We start from the raw sequence: 16,501 nt of genomic DNA on the forward strand, positions 1-16,501 counted from the left end.
AAGAGGCGCTTATGATAACGGCTTTTCACCAGCCCGGCTTCCCCGGCTTCAGTTATCGATCTGCGGTATGTCCGGCACCGGGCAACGCGACCGATCCCTTTTAAATGAGCCCACGTGAGAGAGCCCAGCATGCCTTCCGCCCCACATACTTCCAGCGCCCCCGTCGCCCGCAAGGCTGACGGCGCCGATCCGTACGTCTGGCTGCAAAACCGCGACACTGATGAAGTGCTCGATTACCTCAAGGCCGAAAATGCCTGGCAGGAACAGCAGCTCGCAGACCTGCAGCCGTTGCGCGAAACCCTGTTTCAGGAGATCAAGGGCCGCATCCTCGAAACCGACCTGTCACTGCCCTCCCCCTGGGGCCCGTATCTTTATTACACCCGCACCACCGAAGGGGACGAATACGCCCGTCACTATCGCTGCCCGCGGCCGGGCGATGACTCCCAAACCATCGACGAAAGCGCTGAAGAGTTGCTGCTCGACCCGAACGAACTGGCCGGCGGAGGCTTCTTCTCCCTCGGCGCGTTCAGCATCAGCCCCGACCATCAACGCCTGGCCTACAGCCTCGACACCAGCGGCGAAGAGGTTTATCAGCTCTACGTCAAGGAGCTGGACAGCGGCGTGGTCAGCAGCCTGCCGTTCGAAGACTGCGACGGCAGCATGACCTGGGCGAACGACAGCCAGACGCTGTTCTTCGGCGAACTGGACGACACTCACCGTCCGCACAAGCTGTATCGCCATAAGCTGGGCGAAGCCTCCGCCGAACTGGTGTTCAGCGAGCCCGACGGGCGCTTCTTTCTCCACTGCTATCGCAGCAGCTCGGAGGGGCAGTTGATCGTGGGGCTGGACAGCAAAACCACCAGCGAGGCCTGGGTGCTGGACGCCAGCACACCAGAACAGACGTTCGTGTGCATGGCGCCGCGCAGCGAGGGCCATGAGTATTCGGTGGACCACGGGCTGATCGAGGGCAAGTGGAGCTGGGTCATTCGCAGCAATCAGGACGGCATCAACTTTGCGTTGTACCACGCGCCTGAAAAACCCGATGGCATCCCGGAACGGAGCGATTGGCAGAACCTGATTGCCCACAGCGAGACCGTCATGCTCGACGGCTTCAGCCTCAACGCCAAAGGCCTGACCTTGAGCCTGCGCGAAGGCGGCCTGCCGATCGTCGAAGTGCATCCCCAAGGTCTCCCGGCGTATCGCGTGCAACTGCCGGATGCGGCCTACAACCTGTATGTGCAGGACACCCTTGAATTCGAGAGCGACAAGATTCGCCTGCGCTATCAATCGCTGAATCGCCCGCCGCAGGTGTGGCAATTGTCGCTGGCCTCCGGGGAACAGGTCGTACTCAAGGAAACGCCCGTACTGGGTGTGTTCGACGCCGATGCCTACGTCAGCCAGCGGTTGTGGGCGACAGCTGCCGACGGTACGCAAGTGCCGATCAGCCTGGTGGTCAAACGCGAGTTGGCCGGTCAGACCGTTCCGCTGTATCTGTACGGCTATGGCGCGTACGGCGAAAGCCTGGACCCGTGGTTTTCCCATGCACGGCTGAGCCTGCTTGATCGCGGCATCGGGTTTGCCATCGCCCATGTGCGCGGCGGCGGGGAGCTGGGCGAAGCCTGGTACCGCAACGGCAAGCAGGAGCACAAGCAGAACACCTTCAGCGACTTCATCGCCTGCGCCGAACACTTGATCGCGGAAAACATCACCACGGCCGAACAACTGGTGATCAGCGGTGGCAGCGCCGGCGGCCTGTTGATTGGCGCGGTGGTGAACCAGCGTCCGCAGCTGTTCAAGGCGGCCATCGCTGAAGTACCGTTCGTCGATGTACTGAACACCATGCTCGACCCCGATCTGCCGCTGACCGTCACTGAATATGACGAATGGGGCAACCCGCAAGAGCCGGACGTCCACGCGCGCATCAAGGCCTACGCGCCATATGAAAACGTCACGGCGCAGCATTATCCGGCCATGCTGGTGATCGCGGGCTATAACGACAGCCGCGTGCAGTATTGGGAAGCGGCCAAGTGGGTGGCGAAACTGCGTGATCGCAAAACCGACGATAACCTGCTGTTGCTCAAGACCGAACTGGGCGCAGGCCACGGCGGCATGAGCGGGCGTTATCAGGGATTGCGTGACGTAGCCCTCGAATACGGGTTTATTCTGAAAGTGCTGAAAATGGCCTGACGACATCTGCGCGGGCGGTGTGTCACATGACAAGCCCGGACCCTGTAAAGTCCGGGCTGCTTTCACGGCAGCCCGTGCTTAACGCAACCCTCTAGAACACTCAACAAGAACTCGCCATGTCTACATTGCTCAACTCTTCGTCACTCAATAAGGAAATCCGCGACAAGCTGATGGACTGCGGTTTGTTCCTCGCCCTGACGCCGGCTGAATTTGCCGCCGCTGCGGGGTACTTCAGCATCAGCAGCATTGAAAAGGGCGACGCGATCTTCAACGAAGGCGACGCGGGCACGTTCATGTGCATCCTGCATTCGGGCACGGTGTCGGTGCAGAAGCTTAACGGCGACGGCCACCCGGTGGAGACCGCCATCCTGCGCAGCGGCAGAGCGTTCGGCGAAATGGCGGTGCTGGATGGCGAACGTCGCTCGGCCACGTGCATCGCTGCTTCATCGTGCTATTTGCTGAACCTGGGCAAGGACTCGCTGGACAAGATGCTCAACGACGCGCCGAAAGTGGCAGCGAAAATCATCCGCGCGATCGCGGTGGCGATGTCCAAGCGACTGCGCATGATGGACGGCCAGGTCGTGGCGCAGCAGGATTAAGCAGAACGGCCTTCAGGGAGTCGGCTTGGCCGAAGGCTGCAAGCCCGGCAATGGCTCATCTTCCTTCGGAGGGCCTGGCTGGGGGATCTTCGGCAGCAGCGGCGGGTTGCCCTGTCCGCCTGCATGGGGAATGCCCGGCGGTGCCACTTGCGGATAGGGTGTGGGCGTTGCGGTGCCGGGCGAACCGGCCGACGCCGCGATGGGCTCGGGCGTATTCAGAACAGGTTGCAGGCTCTCGGCAGACGCTTGCGACACGCCGAGCACAGTGATGACAATCGTCAGTAGAATGGAGCACTTCATCGTTGGCCTCCCCTGCCAATCTTTCGCTTATCGCTCAGGCTACTCCTGCGCAACCCATCGCGCTCTGACAAATTGCGCTGTATGCGGCCCAACCCTTTTGACGAGTTATCCATGAAACGTTTTGTTCTGCTCGACACCACTCCGATCCCCGATAACGGCGGCGCCTTGTGCCTGTTCGAGTACGGCGAGGATTTTGTCATCAAGATCCAGGGTGGCGACGGCGGCCAGTTGATGAACACGCGCATGCATGGTTCCGAAGACGCCCTGGCGGAAATCCCCTGCAAGAAGGTCGCGGCGCGCCTCAACCCTCGGGTGCTGATCGGCGGGCTGGGCATGGGCTTTACCCTGGCGTCAGCACTCAAGCACCTGGGCAAGAACGGGGAAGTCGTCGTCGCCGAGCTAGTGCCCGGTGTTGTCGAGTGGAACCGCGGCGCGCTGGGTGAGAAATCGGGCAATCCGTTGCAGGACCCACGCGCCAAGGTGGTGGTGCAGGACGTCGCCCAGGTACTGAAGGCCGAGCCTCAAGGCTTTGACGCGATCATGCTGGACGTCGACAACGGCCCCGAAGGCCTGACACAAAAATCCAACAGCTGGCTATATTCGGCCGGTGGTCTCGCGGCCTGTCCCAGCGCGCTGCGCCCCAAAGGCGTGCTGGCCGTATGGTCCGCCAGCGCCGACGCGGCTTTCAGCGACAAGCTGCGCAAGGCCGGTTTCAAGGCTGAAGAGGTCAAGGTCTACGCCCACGGCAACAAAGGCACACGGCACACCATCTGGATCGCTGAAAAACTCAAGGGCTGATCGACGGGCAAAGCGCTAGACTTGCCTGCATTGCTCTCCATCGCCAACAGAACACGAAACAGGTGACGCCATGAGTTCGGCCAACACGCCAACCAACACTTCCAAGCTGGACCGCATCCTCGCCGACAACCAGCGTGACCGCGAGATGGGTTACCGCGACAAAGCCCTGCGCATGTACCCGCACGTGTGCGGCCGCTGCGCCCGGGAATTTGCCGGAAAACGCCTCAGTGAGCTGACCGTGCACCACCGCGACCACAACCACGACAACAATCCCCAGGACGGCTCCAACTGGGAACTGCTGTGCCTGTACTGCCACGACAACGAACACTCGCGTTACACCGATCAGCAATACTTCTCGGAAAGCTCGACCAGCAGCCCGAAAACCGCCAAGGCGACCCACAACCCGTTCGCCGCGCTGGCGGGGTTGATGAAGAAGGATTGAGGCGTTGAGCTGCAAGTTTTAAGCGGCAAGCTGCAAGTAAAAGCACAGCGGCGTTTGTCGGGCCACCGTTCACCGCCTCTTGCAGCTTAAAGCTTGAGGCTTGAGGCTTGCAGCTTGTGGCTTGTGGCTTGTGGCTTGTGGCTTGTGGCTTGCCGCTTAAAGCTTAAAGCTGCCTCTTTCCCCTATACTCCCGCGCTTTCTCTGATGAGCACCCTCCCCCGTGGCCAACAAACGCTATGCCTGCATCGGCTTGTTCAATCCCAAATCCCCGGAAAACGTCGGTTCGGTGATGCGCGCAGCGGGCTGCTATGGCGTGGCGTCGGTGTTCTACACCGGCAAGCGCTACGAGCGTGCGCGTGATTTCGTTACCGACACCAAGAAGATCCACCAGGACATTCCGCTGATCGGCATTGATGACCTGCGCAAGATCATCCCGCTGGGCTGCGTGCCGGTGGCCGTGGAGTTGGTCGAGGGCGCACGTGCGCTGCCCGACTACACTCACCCGGACCGGGCGATCTATATCTTCGGGCCGGAAGACGGTTCGCTGGATAAAGAGATCCGCGATTGGTGCGAAGACGTGGTGTACATCCCCACGACGGGCTGCATGAACCTCGCCGCGACCGTCAACGTCGTGCTTTACGACCGCATGGCCAAAGGCATCAATACCCGCTCTGGCCCGCAGTTCGGACGGGAAACCGATCGCACCTGACGTCCGCGCGCTGACAAAACGCATTGAACAGTTTGCGCTGCTGACAGTCAGCTTTAAGGACCCCAACCTTTCACGGAGAACGCATCATGAGCGACACCCCGATCATTGAACGCATCGAACGACCTTTGCACGATTACCCGGAGCAGAACGTACAGGGCTGGGAGCGCATTGGCTCGCTGGCAGGTGGTGTACTGATGATGGGCAAAGGCCTGCGCCGCGGCGGGATTTTTGGTCTGGTGCAGCTGGCAATCGGCGGCGCCGTTCTGGCCCGTGGCATCACCGGCCACTGCTCTGCCAAGTCGCTGATCGACAAAAGCCGCAGCGAAATGGACGTGGCCCGTTCGCGCATCGAAGAAGCAGGCGCTGAGCTGAGCAAGCTGAAAACCAAAGCTGAAGTCGCTGTAGAAGACGCTGTCGACACCGGCGTCGACGCACTGAAAGGTCCGAAAGGCGTCTGATCGACGCTGCATCGCAAGCAAGCTCGTGACGGCTGAACCCACAGCCTCACGAGCTTTTTGCATTAGCCTGCTCGAAAAATCAGGTAATCCTCCCAGTCGTCCTCGGGCACGCTGCCTTCGCTGAGCATGCGTCCGGACTGGGAAATATGCTGTTTATGCACCTGATCCCGGTCCCCGCACACCAAGTGGTGCCAGAGCGGCAGGTCCTTGCCCTCGCTGACCAGCCGATAGCCGCAGGTGGGCGGCAGCCATTTGAATTCGTCAGCCTTTCCGGGCGTCAGCTGAATGCAGTCCGGGACCTGGGCGCGGCGATTCGGGTAGTCAGTGCAGGCGCAGGTCTTCAGGTCCAGCAGCTTGCAGGCGATGCGCGTGTAATAAACGCTGCCGTCGTCCTCGTCCTCAAGCTTTTGCAGGCAGCACAAACCGCAACCGTCGCACAGCGACTCCCACTCGACGGCATCGAGCTGATCGAGGGTTTTGCGTATCCAGAAGGGTTCTACGATGGCGGCCATGGTTCTCGCGCAAACAGCTGTGGGCAATGAAAGGCCGCCAGTCTAGAGGTACAGGTCCGTTGGGCCAAGCACGGGCGACTGTCGGTCGACGGGCGCGGCAGATGGAAGCGGCTATAACTGCGAAATGCGCAAGCTTGTCAGCAGCGAAGCGGCGCAGTAGCTTTAGGCCCTCGCGGGCAGGTCTGCCATTGCCCGCGCTGACCCACCCCCTTTGCGACGATGCCTGCCGTCAACGGCCCATCTGAATGATCCCGCCACCTGCTGCAGGCGAGCGGTTTATCTCTCTTTTAGGATCGAATCCATGAGCGCCAATCCACGTGTTGCCGAATACGCCATCGACCCGCAATTCATCGAGCGCTGGTCGCCGCGCGCGTTCAGCGGCGAGAGCATCCCGCAGGAAACCCTGCTGAGCTTTTTGAAGCCGCGCGCTGGGCACCTTCGGCTTACAACTCACAGCCCTGGCGCTTTCTCTACGCCCGCCGTGACACGCCCAACTGGGAGCGTTTCCTCGGCCTGCTGAATGAATTCAATCGGGGCTGGGCACAGCATGCCTCGGCGCTGGTGATCATTATTTCCAAAACCACCTTCACCGCCCCCGGCGCGACGGAAGAAACGCCGGCGCTGTGGCACACCTTCGATACCGGTTCGGCGTGGGGATACCTGGCGCTGCAAGCAAGTCTCGGCGGTTGGCACACCCATGGCATGGCGGGTTTCGATCAGGAACTGACTCGCCAGGAGCTCAAGATTCCAGAGGATTACGCGGTGCACGCGGCCGTGGCGATCGGCAAGCTGGGGGATAAATCGACGCTGGCCGAATACCTTCAGGCTCGGGAAACGCCGAGCCCGCGTCGGCCGCTGGCTGAATTGGCGGCCGAGGGGGATTTCAGTTTGTAAGGGCTGGACGCTCGGTTTTAGTGGAACCGGGTTTAGCCGGGAAGACGTCGGGGGCCACTCCACAAAATGGATGGCGTACATACTGGCCTCTTCCCGGCTGAAGCCGGTCCCACAAGGACAGGCTTCAATACCCCTTGGCGAAGTCCACTTCGCCGCGCAACGCCTCGCCGGCCGCATAGGCCTTGAGGTTGTCCACGAACAGCTGGGTCATCGCCGGCGGCGACGTCGGCGCCGAGCTGTGACCGGTGAGCAACAAGCCCCACGCCGTCCAGAACGGGTGACGCTGGGGCAGCGGTTCCTGACGGCAGACGTCGATAACCGCCCCGGCCAGATGCCCTTCTTTCAGCGCCTCTACGAGATCCGCATCCACCACCGCCGTGCCCCGACCGACGTTGATGAACAACGCCGAAGGCTTGAAGCAGGCAAACAGTTTGGCGTTGTAGAGATCCTGGGTCTGCGGCGTGTTGGGCAGCAGGTTGATGACGAAATCAACCTCGGCCACCAGACGCGGCAGGTCCTCCAGCGCAGCCACTTCAACGAACGGCGCTTCGGTCCGCGCGCTCGACGCGATGCCATACAACTCGACGCCAAACGGCACGAGGAACTGCGCGACGTGCCGGCCAATGTCGCCCGTCCCGACGATCAACGCCTTGCGCCCGGACAGACTGCGGCCCATGCGATTGTCCCACTTGCGCTCGACCTGACTGACCAGCCGCGCCAGCACTTCACGCTCGTGCACCAGCATGTAAGTCAACACGAACTCGGCCATCACCTGACCGAAGATGCCAACGGCGCGGGTCAGTTGATAATCGCGGTACAGCCCGTCAGCCAGCAGCGGCGTGATGCCGGCCCATGTCGATTGTAGCCATTTCGGTTTGTGTCCCTGGCGCAGCAGATTGGCCAGCAGGTCAGGCTGGCCGAGCCAGATCGGTGCTTCGGCGGCCATTTTCGACAGTTCGGCGGAATTACCGCTGCTCATCACTTCGATCTCGGGGGCCGTCTGGCGGAGCAGTTCGGTGTAAACGGGGTAATCGTGTTCGGCGATCAGAACGCGCATGGATTCAAAACTCGAATAAACGGGGCATGCGACCGCGCAGCGTTCCAGACCGTGCTCGGTTCAGCCGGTCAGATTTGACGCATGCAACGGTCCGGTGTACCCCTGCGATGGATTGCAGGGTCAGAAATCGATCACATCGGATCGTTGCGGCGCAGCAGCTCTTCAGGCAAGTGCTCGATGTAGTCGTCTTCGGCCGGTGGCATCTGCAGGTGGTAACCCTGCTTGTCCAGATTGGCGAGCACCGCGTGAATGTCTTCACGGGCCAGGGCGCGCTCCGGCGACAGGACCAGGTTGAAGGCGTGCTGCGGCTTGCCGAACGCGGTCAGCAACTCCTCGGGCACACGCTCCAGGGCGTCGCTCTTGAGGACATACAGGTACATTTCGTTCCTGCGCGGGCTGCGGTAGATGGAGCAAATACGTTTCAAGGCTGTTCTCCGGCGTTGGCCAGGCTGTCGAGCAGCATCTGACCCATCAATTCGCGGCGCCAGCCACGCAGCGAATCGGGCAGTTTATAGGGACCGTCTGGGTAACCGGTCTTGAGCAGGGCTTCGAGGGTCTTTTTGCGCAGCATCAATTCCGGCGCCATGTCGAGGCGCTCGGCTTGCTGCTGGCCAATGGCGCGCAGGCTCTTGAGCACATTGGAGGCCTCGATCGGCAGCGGTTCCGGCAGTGCGGGCGGCCACAGATCCGGCGACACGCTGCCGGCTTTCTTGATCAGGTCGAGCAGAAATTCGCCGTCCTGCCGCACGGTCTTGGGGTGCATATCATCGATCTTCGCCAGCGCGGCGAGGTTGTCCGGCTGGGATTTGGCCAGCGGCCAGAGCGAATGTTCGCGCAGAATGCGATTGCGTGGCTGATTACGCAGGCGCGCCTGTTGCTCGCGCCAGGCGCAGAGCTCACGCAGCACGGCGAGTTGCGCCCGGGACAGCTTCCACGCCAGCTTGGCGTCGCGGTAAGCGTCATAGGGATCGGTTTCGCGGCGCAGGTTGGCGACCAGTTCGGCACCGTCCTCCAGCACCCATGCGTACTTTTCATCGGACAGACGCGGACGCAGCAGGTTGTACACCTCGGCCAGGTGAACGGCGTCTTCGGCGGCGTAGCTGATCTGGGTTTCCGAAAGCGGCCGCTGCAGCCAGTCGGAACGCGTCTCGCCCTTCGGCAGATCGATGTTCAGCACTTCCTGAACCAGACGCGAATAACCCATCGAGAACCCGAGGTTCAGGTAGGCCGCAGCCAGTTGCGTGTCGAACAGCGGCGCCGGCAGACTGCCGGTCAGGCGCAACAGCACCTCAAGGTCCTCGCTGCAGGCGTGAACGACTTTGATGACGTCAGGGTTTTCCAGCAGCGCGGCCAGAGGTTTCCAGTCGCTTATCAGCAACGGGTCGATCAGGTAAGCGCTTGAACCATCGCCGATCTGCAACAGCGCGGCGATGGGATAGAAGGTGTCGACCCGCATGAATTCGGTGTCGAGCGCAACGTAGGGCAGTGTCTGCCACTGTGCGCAATGTTCGGCGAGGCTATGGTCGTCGCGAATCCAGTGAATATCGATGGCCACACGGCTCTCCCTCGAAGAATGGCGCGCAGTATATATCGCTACAAGCGGTTACCGGGCATCCGTCCTGCAAGTCTCGAACAACTTCATCTTTGGAGCGCGCAAATAGCCGCCGCGGCGACGACCGTCCATCCGATCACTGATCACTGGCCCGCCTTGCGCAGCACGTACACACGCCACATGGCGTAGCCGGGGAGAAAGTCGTGGTGATCGATGATCCTGAAACCCGCCTGCGCGAACTCGGATTCGATGTCGCTGCGGCACACCACATACCGATTGCGTGGAGCGGATGCTTCAACGTCCAGTCGACCTTGCTGACGTTTGCGACGCCACGATTTCACGTTGCCGTCGACCCACAGCGCGACGATGGCTGTGTCGCGGGTGACTCGATGAAACTCGTCGAGAATCGCGCCGCGTTTTTCACGGTCGGCCAGGTGATGGAACAACCGCATGCAAAAGATGCAGTCCACTGCATTGGCGGACAGGCCGATGGAAAACGCCGAGCTCTGGAACGTGCGGATGCGCTTGCGCACTTCGCTCGACGACTGCGCCTCGGCACGCGCCAGCATGTCGGTGGAAGGGTCGGCCGCGAGGATCACTCGATTGGTGTGTTCGGCCAGCACTGGCCAGAAACGCCCCGAGCCCGACGGCAAATCCAGCACCAGCCCGGGCTCCCCCGCGTCTCGCAACGCTCTGCGCGCTATTTGCGCATCGCGCCAGAGACTGAGACGTCGGCTGAGGGTGTGTCCGTGTGGGCGCCCGAACTCACCGGCGTGAAGGTTTTTATCGAGGGACTCACTCATTGGCCAATACCCCGTCCGTATAAATCCCCCGACAGCCCGCGAACATGTCCAGCGCGGGGTTGTAGACGCTTGTCCGCACCTGCAGCAGACCCAGCATTGAGTGGAACAAGTTGTCCTGACTCAGCGGCGCGTTTCGCTCTTTTTGCAGGCAATGGGTATCCACGGCAAATGACTGCTGATAGTTCTCGGAGAACCAGGCAACCATCGGGACATGTTTCTGTTGATCGGGCGCCAGCATATAAGGCGTGCCGTGCAAGAACAGGTTGTACTCACCCAACGACTCGCCGTGGTCGGAAAGATAAACCATGGCCGTGTCTACGTTGCCCTGATTGTTGCGCAGGATGTCGATCAACGTCGCGAGTACATGGTCGGTGTACAGCAATGTGTTGTCGTAACCGTTAACGATACTTTCCCGGGAGCAATTATTCAGTGCATTGCTTTCGCACACCGGCGTGAACTTCTCGAACTCTTTTGGATAACGCTTGAAGTACTCAGGCCCATGACTGCCCATCTGGTGAAGGACCAGCACGGTGTCTTTGTCCAGTGTGTCGATGAAGTGCTGCAGGCCCTGCAACAGGATTTCATCGCGGCACTCGTTGTTGGCGCACAGCGCCGGGTCCTTGAGATTGCTGACATCCTGCAACGTCACCCGGTCGCAAGTGCCTTTGCAACCCGACTGGTTGTCGCGCCAGATCACATCCAGCCCGGCGCGTTTCAACACATCAAGCATGCCTTCTTCATTGCGGGCGGTGGTTGCGTTGTAATCCTTGCGGCCCATGTTGGAGAACATGCACGGCACCGACACCGCCGTCTCCGTGCCGCAGGAATGCACATCCGTAAACGTGAGCAGGCCCTGCTCCTTGCTCAACTGCGGCGTGGTATCGCGGTTGTAACCCAGAATGCCGAAGTTCTCGGCCCGCGCACTTTCGCCCACGACCAGCACGGTCAGTGACTTGCGCTTGTGCTGCTGCCAATCGCTGGCAAGCTTGGCGTCTTGACCGATACTCACGAACGGCCGCTGCGCCGACTTGACCTGCTCGCTCAAGTAACCCAATGACGCCGCAAGGTAGTTGCTCGGCACCACCATCAGGCGCAACTCGTGATGATTGCGAAACAGCGACGACAGCCCCTGATAATTCAACAGCGCCACACCGCCAATGGCGACCGCGCACACAACAGACACCAGCGCTTTGCTGAGCAACTCACGGGGCCAGCGGCGATAAGCAATCGGTGTGTTGAAAAGAATAAATGAAGGCACAACACCCAGAAAAAACAAATAACCGAGCAACTTCAATGAAAGAAGATCGCGCACTTCGGTGACATTGGTTTCAGCGAAGTTTCTGAACATGCCCGCGTCAATCATCACGCCGTATTGGCTCATGAAATAAGCCACACCGGCGCTGATAAAAAAGAGACAGATCAGTACAGATTTCAATACACGCTTGAACGCTAACAGCGTGAAAAAGATATTGAACGCGCAGAACACCATCAGCGCAAACGCACAACGCAATAACACACCCTTGCCGTCCGAGTCGGTGATTGCAAATAGATGCTGCCAGAGGGTCAGGTTAAACCCGACCAACAAAAAGGCACTGGCAAGCAATGTCACAAGCTCGGGACGAACTGCTTTGACGTTGAGCATAAAAGTCTGCTTGGTTGGAAATGAGAATATAAACGCGGAAGGACCCCCGCCGATGCCGCGAACTTTAGGCATCTGGCCATCAATTTTTTGTGAAAAGGATGAGAACGAATGGTGGGGTGGGTTTGTTGCTTATTAGATAGGATCCTGCGGTGCAAGCCGCAGGAAATCAGCCAGGTCTTCAGTAGCCGATCAAGCTTTACGCCGAGCGGGCCTGCGCCGCTGCATCCTCAATAATCATCTGCGCCGCCTTCTCGGCGATCATTACGGTCGGCGAGCAGGTGTTGCCGGAGGTGATGTTCGGCATGATCGACGCATCCACCACGCGCAGGCCGGTGATGCCGTGCACGCGCAGGCGTTCGTCTACCACGGCGTCGCGGCCCTGCCCCATCTTGCAGGTGCCGACCGGGTGAAAGATCGTCGTGCCGACAACGCTGGCCGCCTCGCGCAATTCTTCCTCGGTTTGCAGGCTCGCGCCGGGCAGGTACTCGACCGGTTCGAAGGGAGCGAGGGCAGGTGCCGCGGCGATGCGACGGGTCAGGCGAATCGCATCTGCGGCCACTTTGAGGTCTGCCTCGTGACTCAGGTAGTTCGGGCGAATGATGGGCGCGGCATCGGCCAGCGCCGAACGGATTTCCACCGTGCCACGGCTCTGCGGGCGCAGATCGCACACGGACGCAGTGAATGCGGGGAAGCCGTGAAGCGGCTCGCCGAAGCGCTCAAGGGACAAGGGCTGCACGTGGTATTCAAGATTGGCGCTTGCCTGCTCCGGCCCCGAGCGTGCAAACGCGCCCAACTGACTCGGCGCCATCGCCAACGGACCGCTGCGATTGAAGGCATAGCGCAGACCCATGTTCATCTTGCCCCACAGGCTGCCGGCCATCTGGTTCAGCGTCTGGCCGTTGCTGACCTTGTAGATCAGCCGCAACTGCAGGTGATCCTGCAGATTCGCACCAACGCCGGGCAGCGCATGCCGAACGCCGATGCCGAGCTTTTCCAGCAGTGGACGCGGCCCGATGCCTGAGCGCTGCAACACCATGGGCGACCCGATGGCGCCGCAGCAGAGGATGATCTCCCGCCGGGCGCGAAGCGTCTGTTCCTGCCCGTTGACGCGAACAATCACTCCGCTGGCCCGGTTGTTTTCAAAAACACGCGCGACACTTCTGCACCGGTGATCACCGTCAGATTGGGGCGTTTTAACGCCGGTCTGAGAAATGCCTTGGACGCGTTCCAGCGCACACCGCGCCGCTGATTGACCTGAAAATAACTGCACCCTTCGTTGTCGCCGCCATTGAAGTCGGGGATCGACGGGATGCCGGTTTGCGCCGCCGCCTCACGGAACGCATCCAGCAACGTCCATGAGAGGCGCTGCTGCTCGACGCGCCACTCACCTTTCGCGCTGTGAAGGTCCGAGTCGCCGGCGTAGTGGTTTTCCGAGCGCTTGAAGATCGGCAATACGTCCTTCCAGCCCCACCCGTTGTTGCCCTGCTCCGCCCAGCCGTCGTAGTCCCGCGACTGGCCGCGCATGTAAATCATGCCGTTGATGGATGAGCACCCGCCCAGCACTTTGCCGCGAGGGTAATTGAGAGCCCGCCCGCCGAGGCCGGGCTCCGCTTCGGTCTTGAAGCACCAGTCGGTGCGCGGATTGCCGATGCAGTAGAGGTAGCCCACCGGCACATGAATCCAGGCGTAATTGTCCTGGCCGCCCGCTTCGAGCAGCAGGACTCGATGGGCAGGATTCTCCGACAGCCGATTGGCCAGCAGGCAGCCCGCCGGGCCTGCGCCGACGATGATGTAGTCATGGAGACCGACGTCCGTTTGCATGCGTCCCTCGCTGATATTTTTGTTTTTATGCAGAGCCCATCCTGAAGTTATTCGCCACAAAACAAAAGACCGCCGCATGTTTCCATGGGGCGGTCCGGGTTGAAGCGTTTGCTGTCAGTAACGGATGCGATTACACCGCGCTGCGGCGGTAGCTGCGGTAGTTCGGCATCCAGAAGTTATGCTCGATGGCTTCGACGAGCATTTCTTCGGTGGTCTCCAGGGCCATGCCTTCAGCCTGAGCCTGCTTGGCCACGGCCAGGGCAATCTTCTTGCTCACCTGCTGAATCTCTTTCAACGGCGGCAGGACAGCGTCACCTTTGCCCGTCACCATCGGCGAGCATTCCGCCAGCGCATTGGAAGCCGCCATCAGCATTTTGTCGGTGATGCGCGTGGCTTTCGACGCCACAACACCCAGACCGATGCCGGGGAAGATGTAGGAGTTGTTGCACTGGGCGATGTGGAACGTGCGATCGCCTACGGTGACCGGGGCAAACGGACTGCCGGTCGCGACCAGCGCGTCGCCGTTGGTCCAGGTCAGCACTTCCTGCGGCGTAACTTCGACCTTCGAGGTCGGGTTGGACAGCGGCATGACCAGCGGCTTGGCGCAGTGCTTGTGCATCTCGCGGATAACCTGCTCGGTGAACAGCCCGCGCTGGCCGGACACGCCGATCAGCACCGTCGGCTTGCCGTTGGCGACCACGTCCAGCAACTCGGGCGAACCCTCACCGCTCGACCAGACCGACACGTCGACAGACTTCTGCGCGAGGTTCTTCTGGAAGTCCAGCAGGTTGTCCATGCTGTCAGTCAGCAGCCCGAAGCGGTCGACCATCATCACGCGTTTGCGCGCTTCGGCTTCGCTCAAGCCCTCGATGACCATGGCCGCAATGATGTGCTCGGCAATCCCGCAACCTGCCGAACCCGCGCCCAGGAACACTACCCGCTGCTGGCCCAGGGTTTCGTGCTTGGCCTTGCAAGCCGCCAGCAAGGTGCCCACGGCAACCGAAGCCGTACCCTGAATGTCGTCGTTGAAGCAGCACAACTCATCGCGATACTTCTCCAGCAACGGCATGGCGTTGGTCTGGGCGAAGTCTTCGAACTGCAGCAGCACGTCCGGCCAGCGGCGCTGAACAGCCTCGATGAACAGCGCGATGAAGTCGTCGTATTCCTTGCCGGTGACGCGCTCGTGGCGCCAGCCCATGTACATCGGGTCGTCCAGCAGCTCTTTGTTGTTGGTGCCCACATCGAGCACGATCGGCAAGGTGTAGGCCGGGCTGATGCCGCCGCACGCGGTGTACAGCGACAGCTTGCCAATCGGAATGCCCATGCCGCCGATGCCCTGATCGCCCAGGCCGAGGATGCGCTCGCTGTCCGTTACCACGATGATTTTGATGCGATCTTTCGTTGCGCTGCGCAGGATATCGTCGATGCGATCGCGCTCGGGGTAGGAGATGAACAGCCCGCGGTGGGTACGGTAGATCTTCGAGAATTCCTGGCACGCCTGACCCACGGTCGGTGTGTAGATGATCGGCAGCATCTCGTCGAGGTGCGAATCCAGCAGGCGGAAGAAGAGGGTTTCGTTGTTGTCCTGGATCGAGCGCAGATAAATGTGTTTATCCAGATCGCTCGCGCATTGCTGGTACTGGTTATAAACGCGGGTGACCTGCTCTTCGATCGTTTCGACGTTCTGCGGCAGCAGGCCGACCAGGTTGAAATCGATGCGCTCTTGCGGTGTGAACGCACTGCCCTTGTTGAGCAGCGGCATCTCCAGCAACGAAGGGCCGGCATAGGAAATATATAAAGGTCGCGAGGTCTTGGTCATTTGCAGTGATCGCCTTTTCTCTGTTTGCTCTATCAATACGTCGTCGACACGATGCCCCGGAGGTCGATGTATACGACGCTCAACGCGGGATCCGTCCGAAAAAATAGGGGGTAAAAACAGGGTGCCTATCTTACTCGCCTGAAAACGATTGCGACATTTTGTCGCCCGTCGATTGCGAAATGGTGGCGCCCAAGCGTCCACAGGGTGAGGAAACACCCTTGGATTAGGAACAAAAACCGCGCGCTGGGTCACAGTGAAAACGCCGGCATGACGATTTGACCGTTTCAAGAAAAGGGCTTTCGATCGTGGTCACCCTGGATCAAGGGACGAAATGCCTTACACATTGAACTGGCGATACGCCATTGCAGTCACATTGATATCAATCCGGAGATATTAATGTCAGGCCAGCGCATCTTTCGTATCCACTACCGCTTTCTGGGCGAGCAACGTGTCTTTCTCCAACCCGATTCGGCGCTGAACGAAGTTGATGCCTGGTACTACGCCTGCCTGCATGCGGGCATCGGCGTACTGCACAATCTGTCAAAGACCCGGGAAGAGCTAACGGCGCTGATCGCCCATGGGCGGCGATATGGTTTGACGGACGTGCGCTGGGGGAGTGGGCGTGATCTCGGAGCGCGACCGATCCGCGTTGTGCGGATTCATCGAAAGATAGGCAGTGCACGCAGACGCCAGAAACGAAAAAGCCCCAGAAGCATAACTTCTGGGGCTTTTTAAATAATGGCGGAGAGATAGGGATTTGAACCCTAGGTACTGTCGCCAGTACAACGGATTTCGAATCCGTCCCGTTCGGCCACTCCGGCATCTCTCCAACGGCGCGCATCATAACAGTTCGTTCGAGGAACGCGAACCCTTTTTAAGGATTTTTTCGCGTTCTTTCAGATGCTTGC

15 protein-coding genes, 1 tRNA gene and 2 pseudogenes are annotated in these 16,501 nt (G+C 60.3%); 8 read left to right on the forward strand and 10 right to left on the reverse strand.

Features of this window, described 5'->3' with window-relative positions; all coding sequences use genetic code 11:
* The first annotated feature begins 129 nt into the window (after positions 1–129).
* Positions 130–2,187: a S9 family peptidase gene (locus JN403_RS23430; protein WP_205484529.1), complete on the forward strand. Its 2,058-nt coding sequence runs from the start codon at positions 130–132 to the stop codon at positions 2,185–2,187.
* Between the two features lie 116 nt (positions 2,188–2,303).
* Positions 2,304–2,786 carry a cyclic nucleotide-binding domain-containing protein gene (locus JN403_RS23435; protein WP_205484530.1) on the forward strand — a complete coding sequence of 161 codons (483 nt, stop codon included), beginning with the start codon at positions 2,304–2,306 and terminating at the stop codon, positions 2,784–2,786.
* A 12-nt stretch (positions 2,787–2,798) separates the two neighbouring features.
* Here JN403_RS23435 and JN403_RS23440 read toward each other — a convergent pair whose 3' ends face one another.
* Positions 2,799–3,086 (reverse strand): hypothetical protein, encoded by a 288-nt coding sequence (locus JN403_RS23440; RefSeq protein ID WP_122537453.1) that lies wholly within the window; start codon positions 3,084–3,086, stop codon positions 2,799–2,801.
* Positions 3,087–3,197: 111 nt separating this feature from the next.
* On the opposite strand from JN403_RS23440, the gene JN403_RS23445 reads away from it, so the two are divergent.
* The 4 genes from JN403_RS23445 to JN403_RS23460 all read left to right on the forward strand — a co-directional run bounded on the left by JN403_RS23445 (position 3,198) and on the right by JN403_RS23460 (position 5,493).
* Complete coding sequence (locus JN403_RS23445) at positions 3,198–3,884, forward strand: MnmC family methyltransferase (protein WP_205484531.1); 687 nt, start codon at positions 3,198–3,200, stop codon at positions 3,882–3,884.
* Between the two features lie 70 nt (positions 3,885–3,954).
* Positions 3,955–4,326 (forward strand): YajD family HNH nuclease, encoded by a 372-nt coding sequence (locus JN403_RS23450; protein ID WP_074890657.1) that lies wholly within the window; start codon positions 3,955–3,957, stop codon positions 4,324–4,326.
* Between the two features lie 220 nt (positions 4,327–4,546).
* Positions 4,547–5,035, forward strand: coding sequence for an RNA methyltransferase (locus JN403_RS23455; protein ID WP_205484532.1), 489 nt, complete (start codon positions 4,547–4,549; stop codon positions 5,033–5,035).
* A gap of 86 nt (positions 5,036–5,121) precedes the next feature.
* On the forward strand, positions 5,122–5,493 hold the full coding sequence (locus JN403_RS23460) for a DUF2892 domain-containing protein (RefSeq protein WP_205484533.1): 372 nt from the start codon (positions 5,122–5,124) through the stop codon (positions 5,491–5,493).
* A 62-nt stretch (positions 5,494–5,555) separates the two neighbouring features.
* Here JN403_RS23460 and JN403_RS23465 read toward each other — a convergent pair whose 3' ends face one another.
* Positions 5,556–6,005, reverse strand: a complete 450-nt coding sequence (locus tag JN403_RS23465; protein WP_205484534.1) for a YcgN family cysteine cluster protein — start codon at positions 6,003–6,005, stop codon at positions 5,556–5,558.
* Positions 6,006–6,306: 301 nt separating this feature from the next.
* On the opposite strand from JN403_RS23465, the pseudogene JN403_RS23470 reads away from it, so the two are divergent.
* Positions 6,307–6,899: pseudogene (locus tag JN403_RS23470) on the forward strand (nitroreductase family protein).
* Between the two features lie 124 nt (positions 6,900–7,023).
* Here the strand turns inward: JN403_RS23470 and JN403_RS23475 are convergent.
* The 7 genes and pseudogenes from JN403_RS23475 to JN403_RS23505 all read right to left on the reverse strand — a co-directional run bounded on the left by JN403_RS23475 (position 7,024) and on the right by JN403_RS23505 (position 15,593).
* On the reverse strand, positions 7,024–7,956 hold the full coding sequence (locus JN403_RS23475) for a D-2-hydroxyacid dehydrogenase (protein WP_205484535.1): 933 nt from the start codon (positions 7,954–7,956) through the stop codon (positions 7,024–7,026).
* 131 nt (positions 7,957–8,087) lie between these two features.
* Positions 8,088–8,381, reverse strand: coding sequence for a YcgL domain-containing protein (locus JN403_RS23480; RefSeq protein ID WP_122537448.1), 294 nt, complete (start codon positions 8,379–8,381; stop codon positions 8,088–8,090).
* A complete protein-coding gene (gene rnd / locus JN403_RS23485) occupies positions 8,378–9,511 on the reverse strand; it encodes a ribonuclease D (protein ID WP_205484537.1) in 1,134 nt (377 codons plus the stop codon). The genes JN403_RS23480 and rnd overlap by 4 nt, the downstream gene beginning before the upstream one ends.
* A gap of 140 nt (positions 9,512–9,651) precedes the next feature.
* Positions 9,652–10,311 carry a class I SAM-dependent methyltransferase gene (locus JN403_RS23490; protein ID WP_205484539.1) on the reverse strand — a complete coding sequence of 220 codons (660 nt, stop codon included), beginning with the start codon at positions 10,309–10,311 and terminating at the stop codon, positions 9,652–9,654.
* Entirely contained in the window at positions 10,304–11,953 is a 1,650-nt protein-coding gene (locus JN403_RS23495; protein ID WP_205484540.1) for a phosphoethanolamine--lipid A transferase, read from the reverse strand. Before JN403_RS23495 ends, JN403_RS23490 begins: the two co-directional genes overlap by 8 nt.
* 196 nt (positions 11,954–12,149) lie before the next feature.
* Positions 12,150–13,774 (reverse strand): annotated as a pseudogene (locus tag JN403_RS23500) (GMC family oxidoreductase N-terminal domain-containing protein).
* A 130-nt stretch (positions 13,775–13,904) separates the two neighbouring features.
* The gene (locus JN403_RS23505; protein ID WP_205484541.1) at positions 13,905–15,593 is read right to left on the reverse strand and encodes an NAD-dependent malic enzyme; all 1,689 of its coding nucleotides are present in this window, start codon (positions 15,591–15,593) and stop codon (positions 13,905–13,907) included.
* A 396-nt stretch (positions 15,594–15,989) separates the two neighbouring features.
* Between JN403_RS23505 and JN403_RS23510 the strand changes: the two genes are divergently transcribed.
* A complete protein-coding gene (locus tag JN403_RS23510; protein ID WP_205484542.1) occupies positions 15,990–16,328 on the forward strand; it encodes a DUF6555 family protein in 339 nt (112 codons plus the stop codon).
* Between the two features lie 4 nt (positions 16,329–16,332).
* On the opposite strand, the gene JN403_RS23515 is transcribed toward JN403_RS23510, so the two are convergent.
* Positions 16,333–16,422: transfer RNA gene (locus tag JN403_RS23515), tRNA-Ser, on the reverse strand.
* Between the last annotated feature and the right edge of the window lie 79 nt (positions 16,423–16,501).

It is taken from the genome of Pseudomonas sp. 15A4 (assembly GCF_016925575.1).
GTDB lineage: Bacteria > Pseudomonadota > Gammaproteobacteria > Pseudomonadales > Pseudomonadaceae > Aquipseudomonas.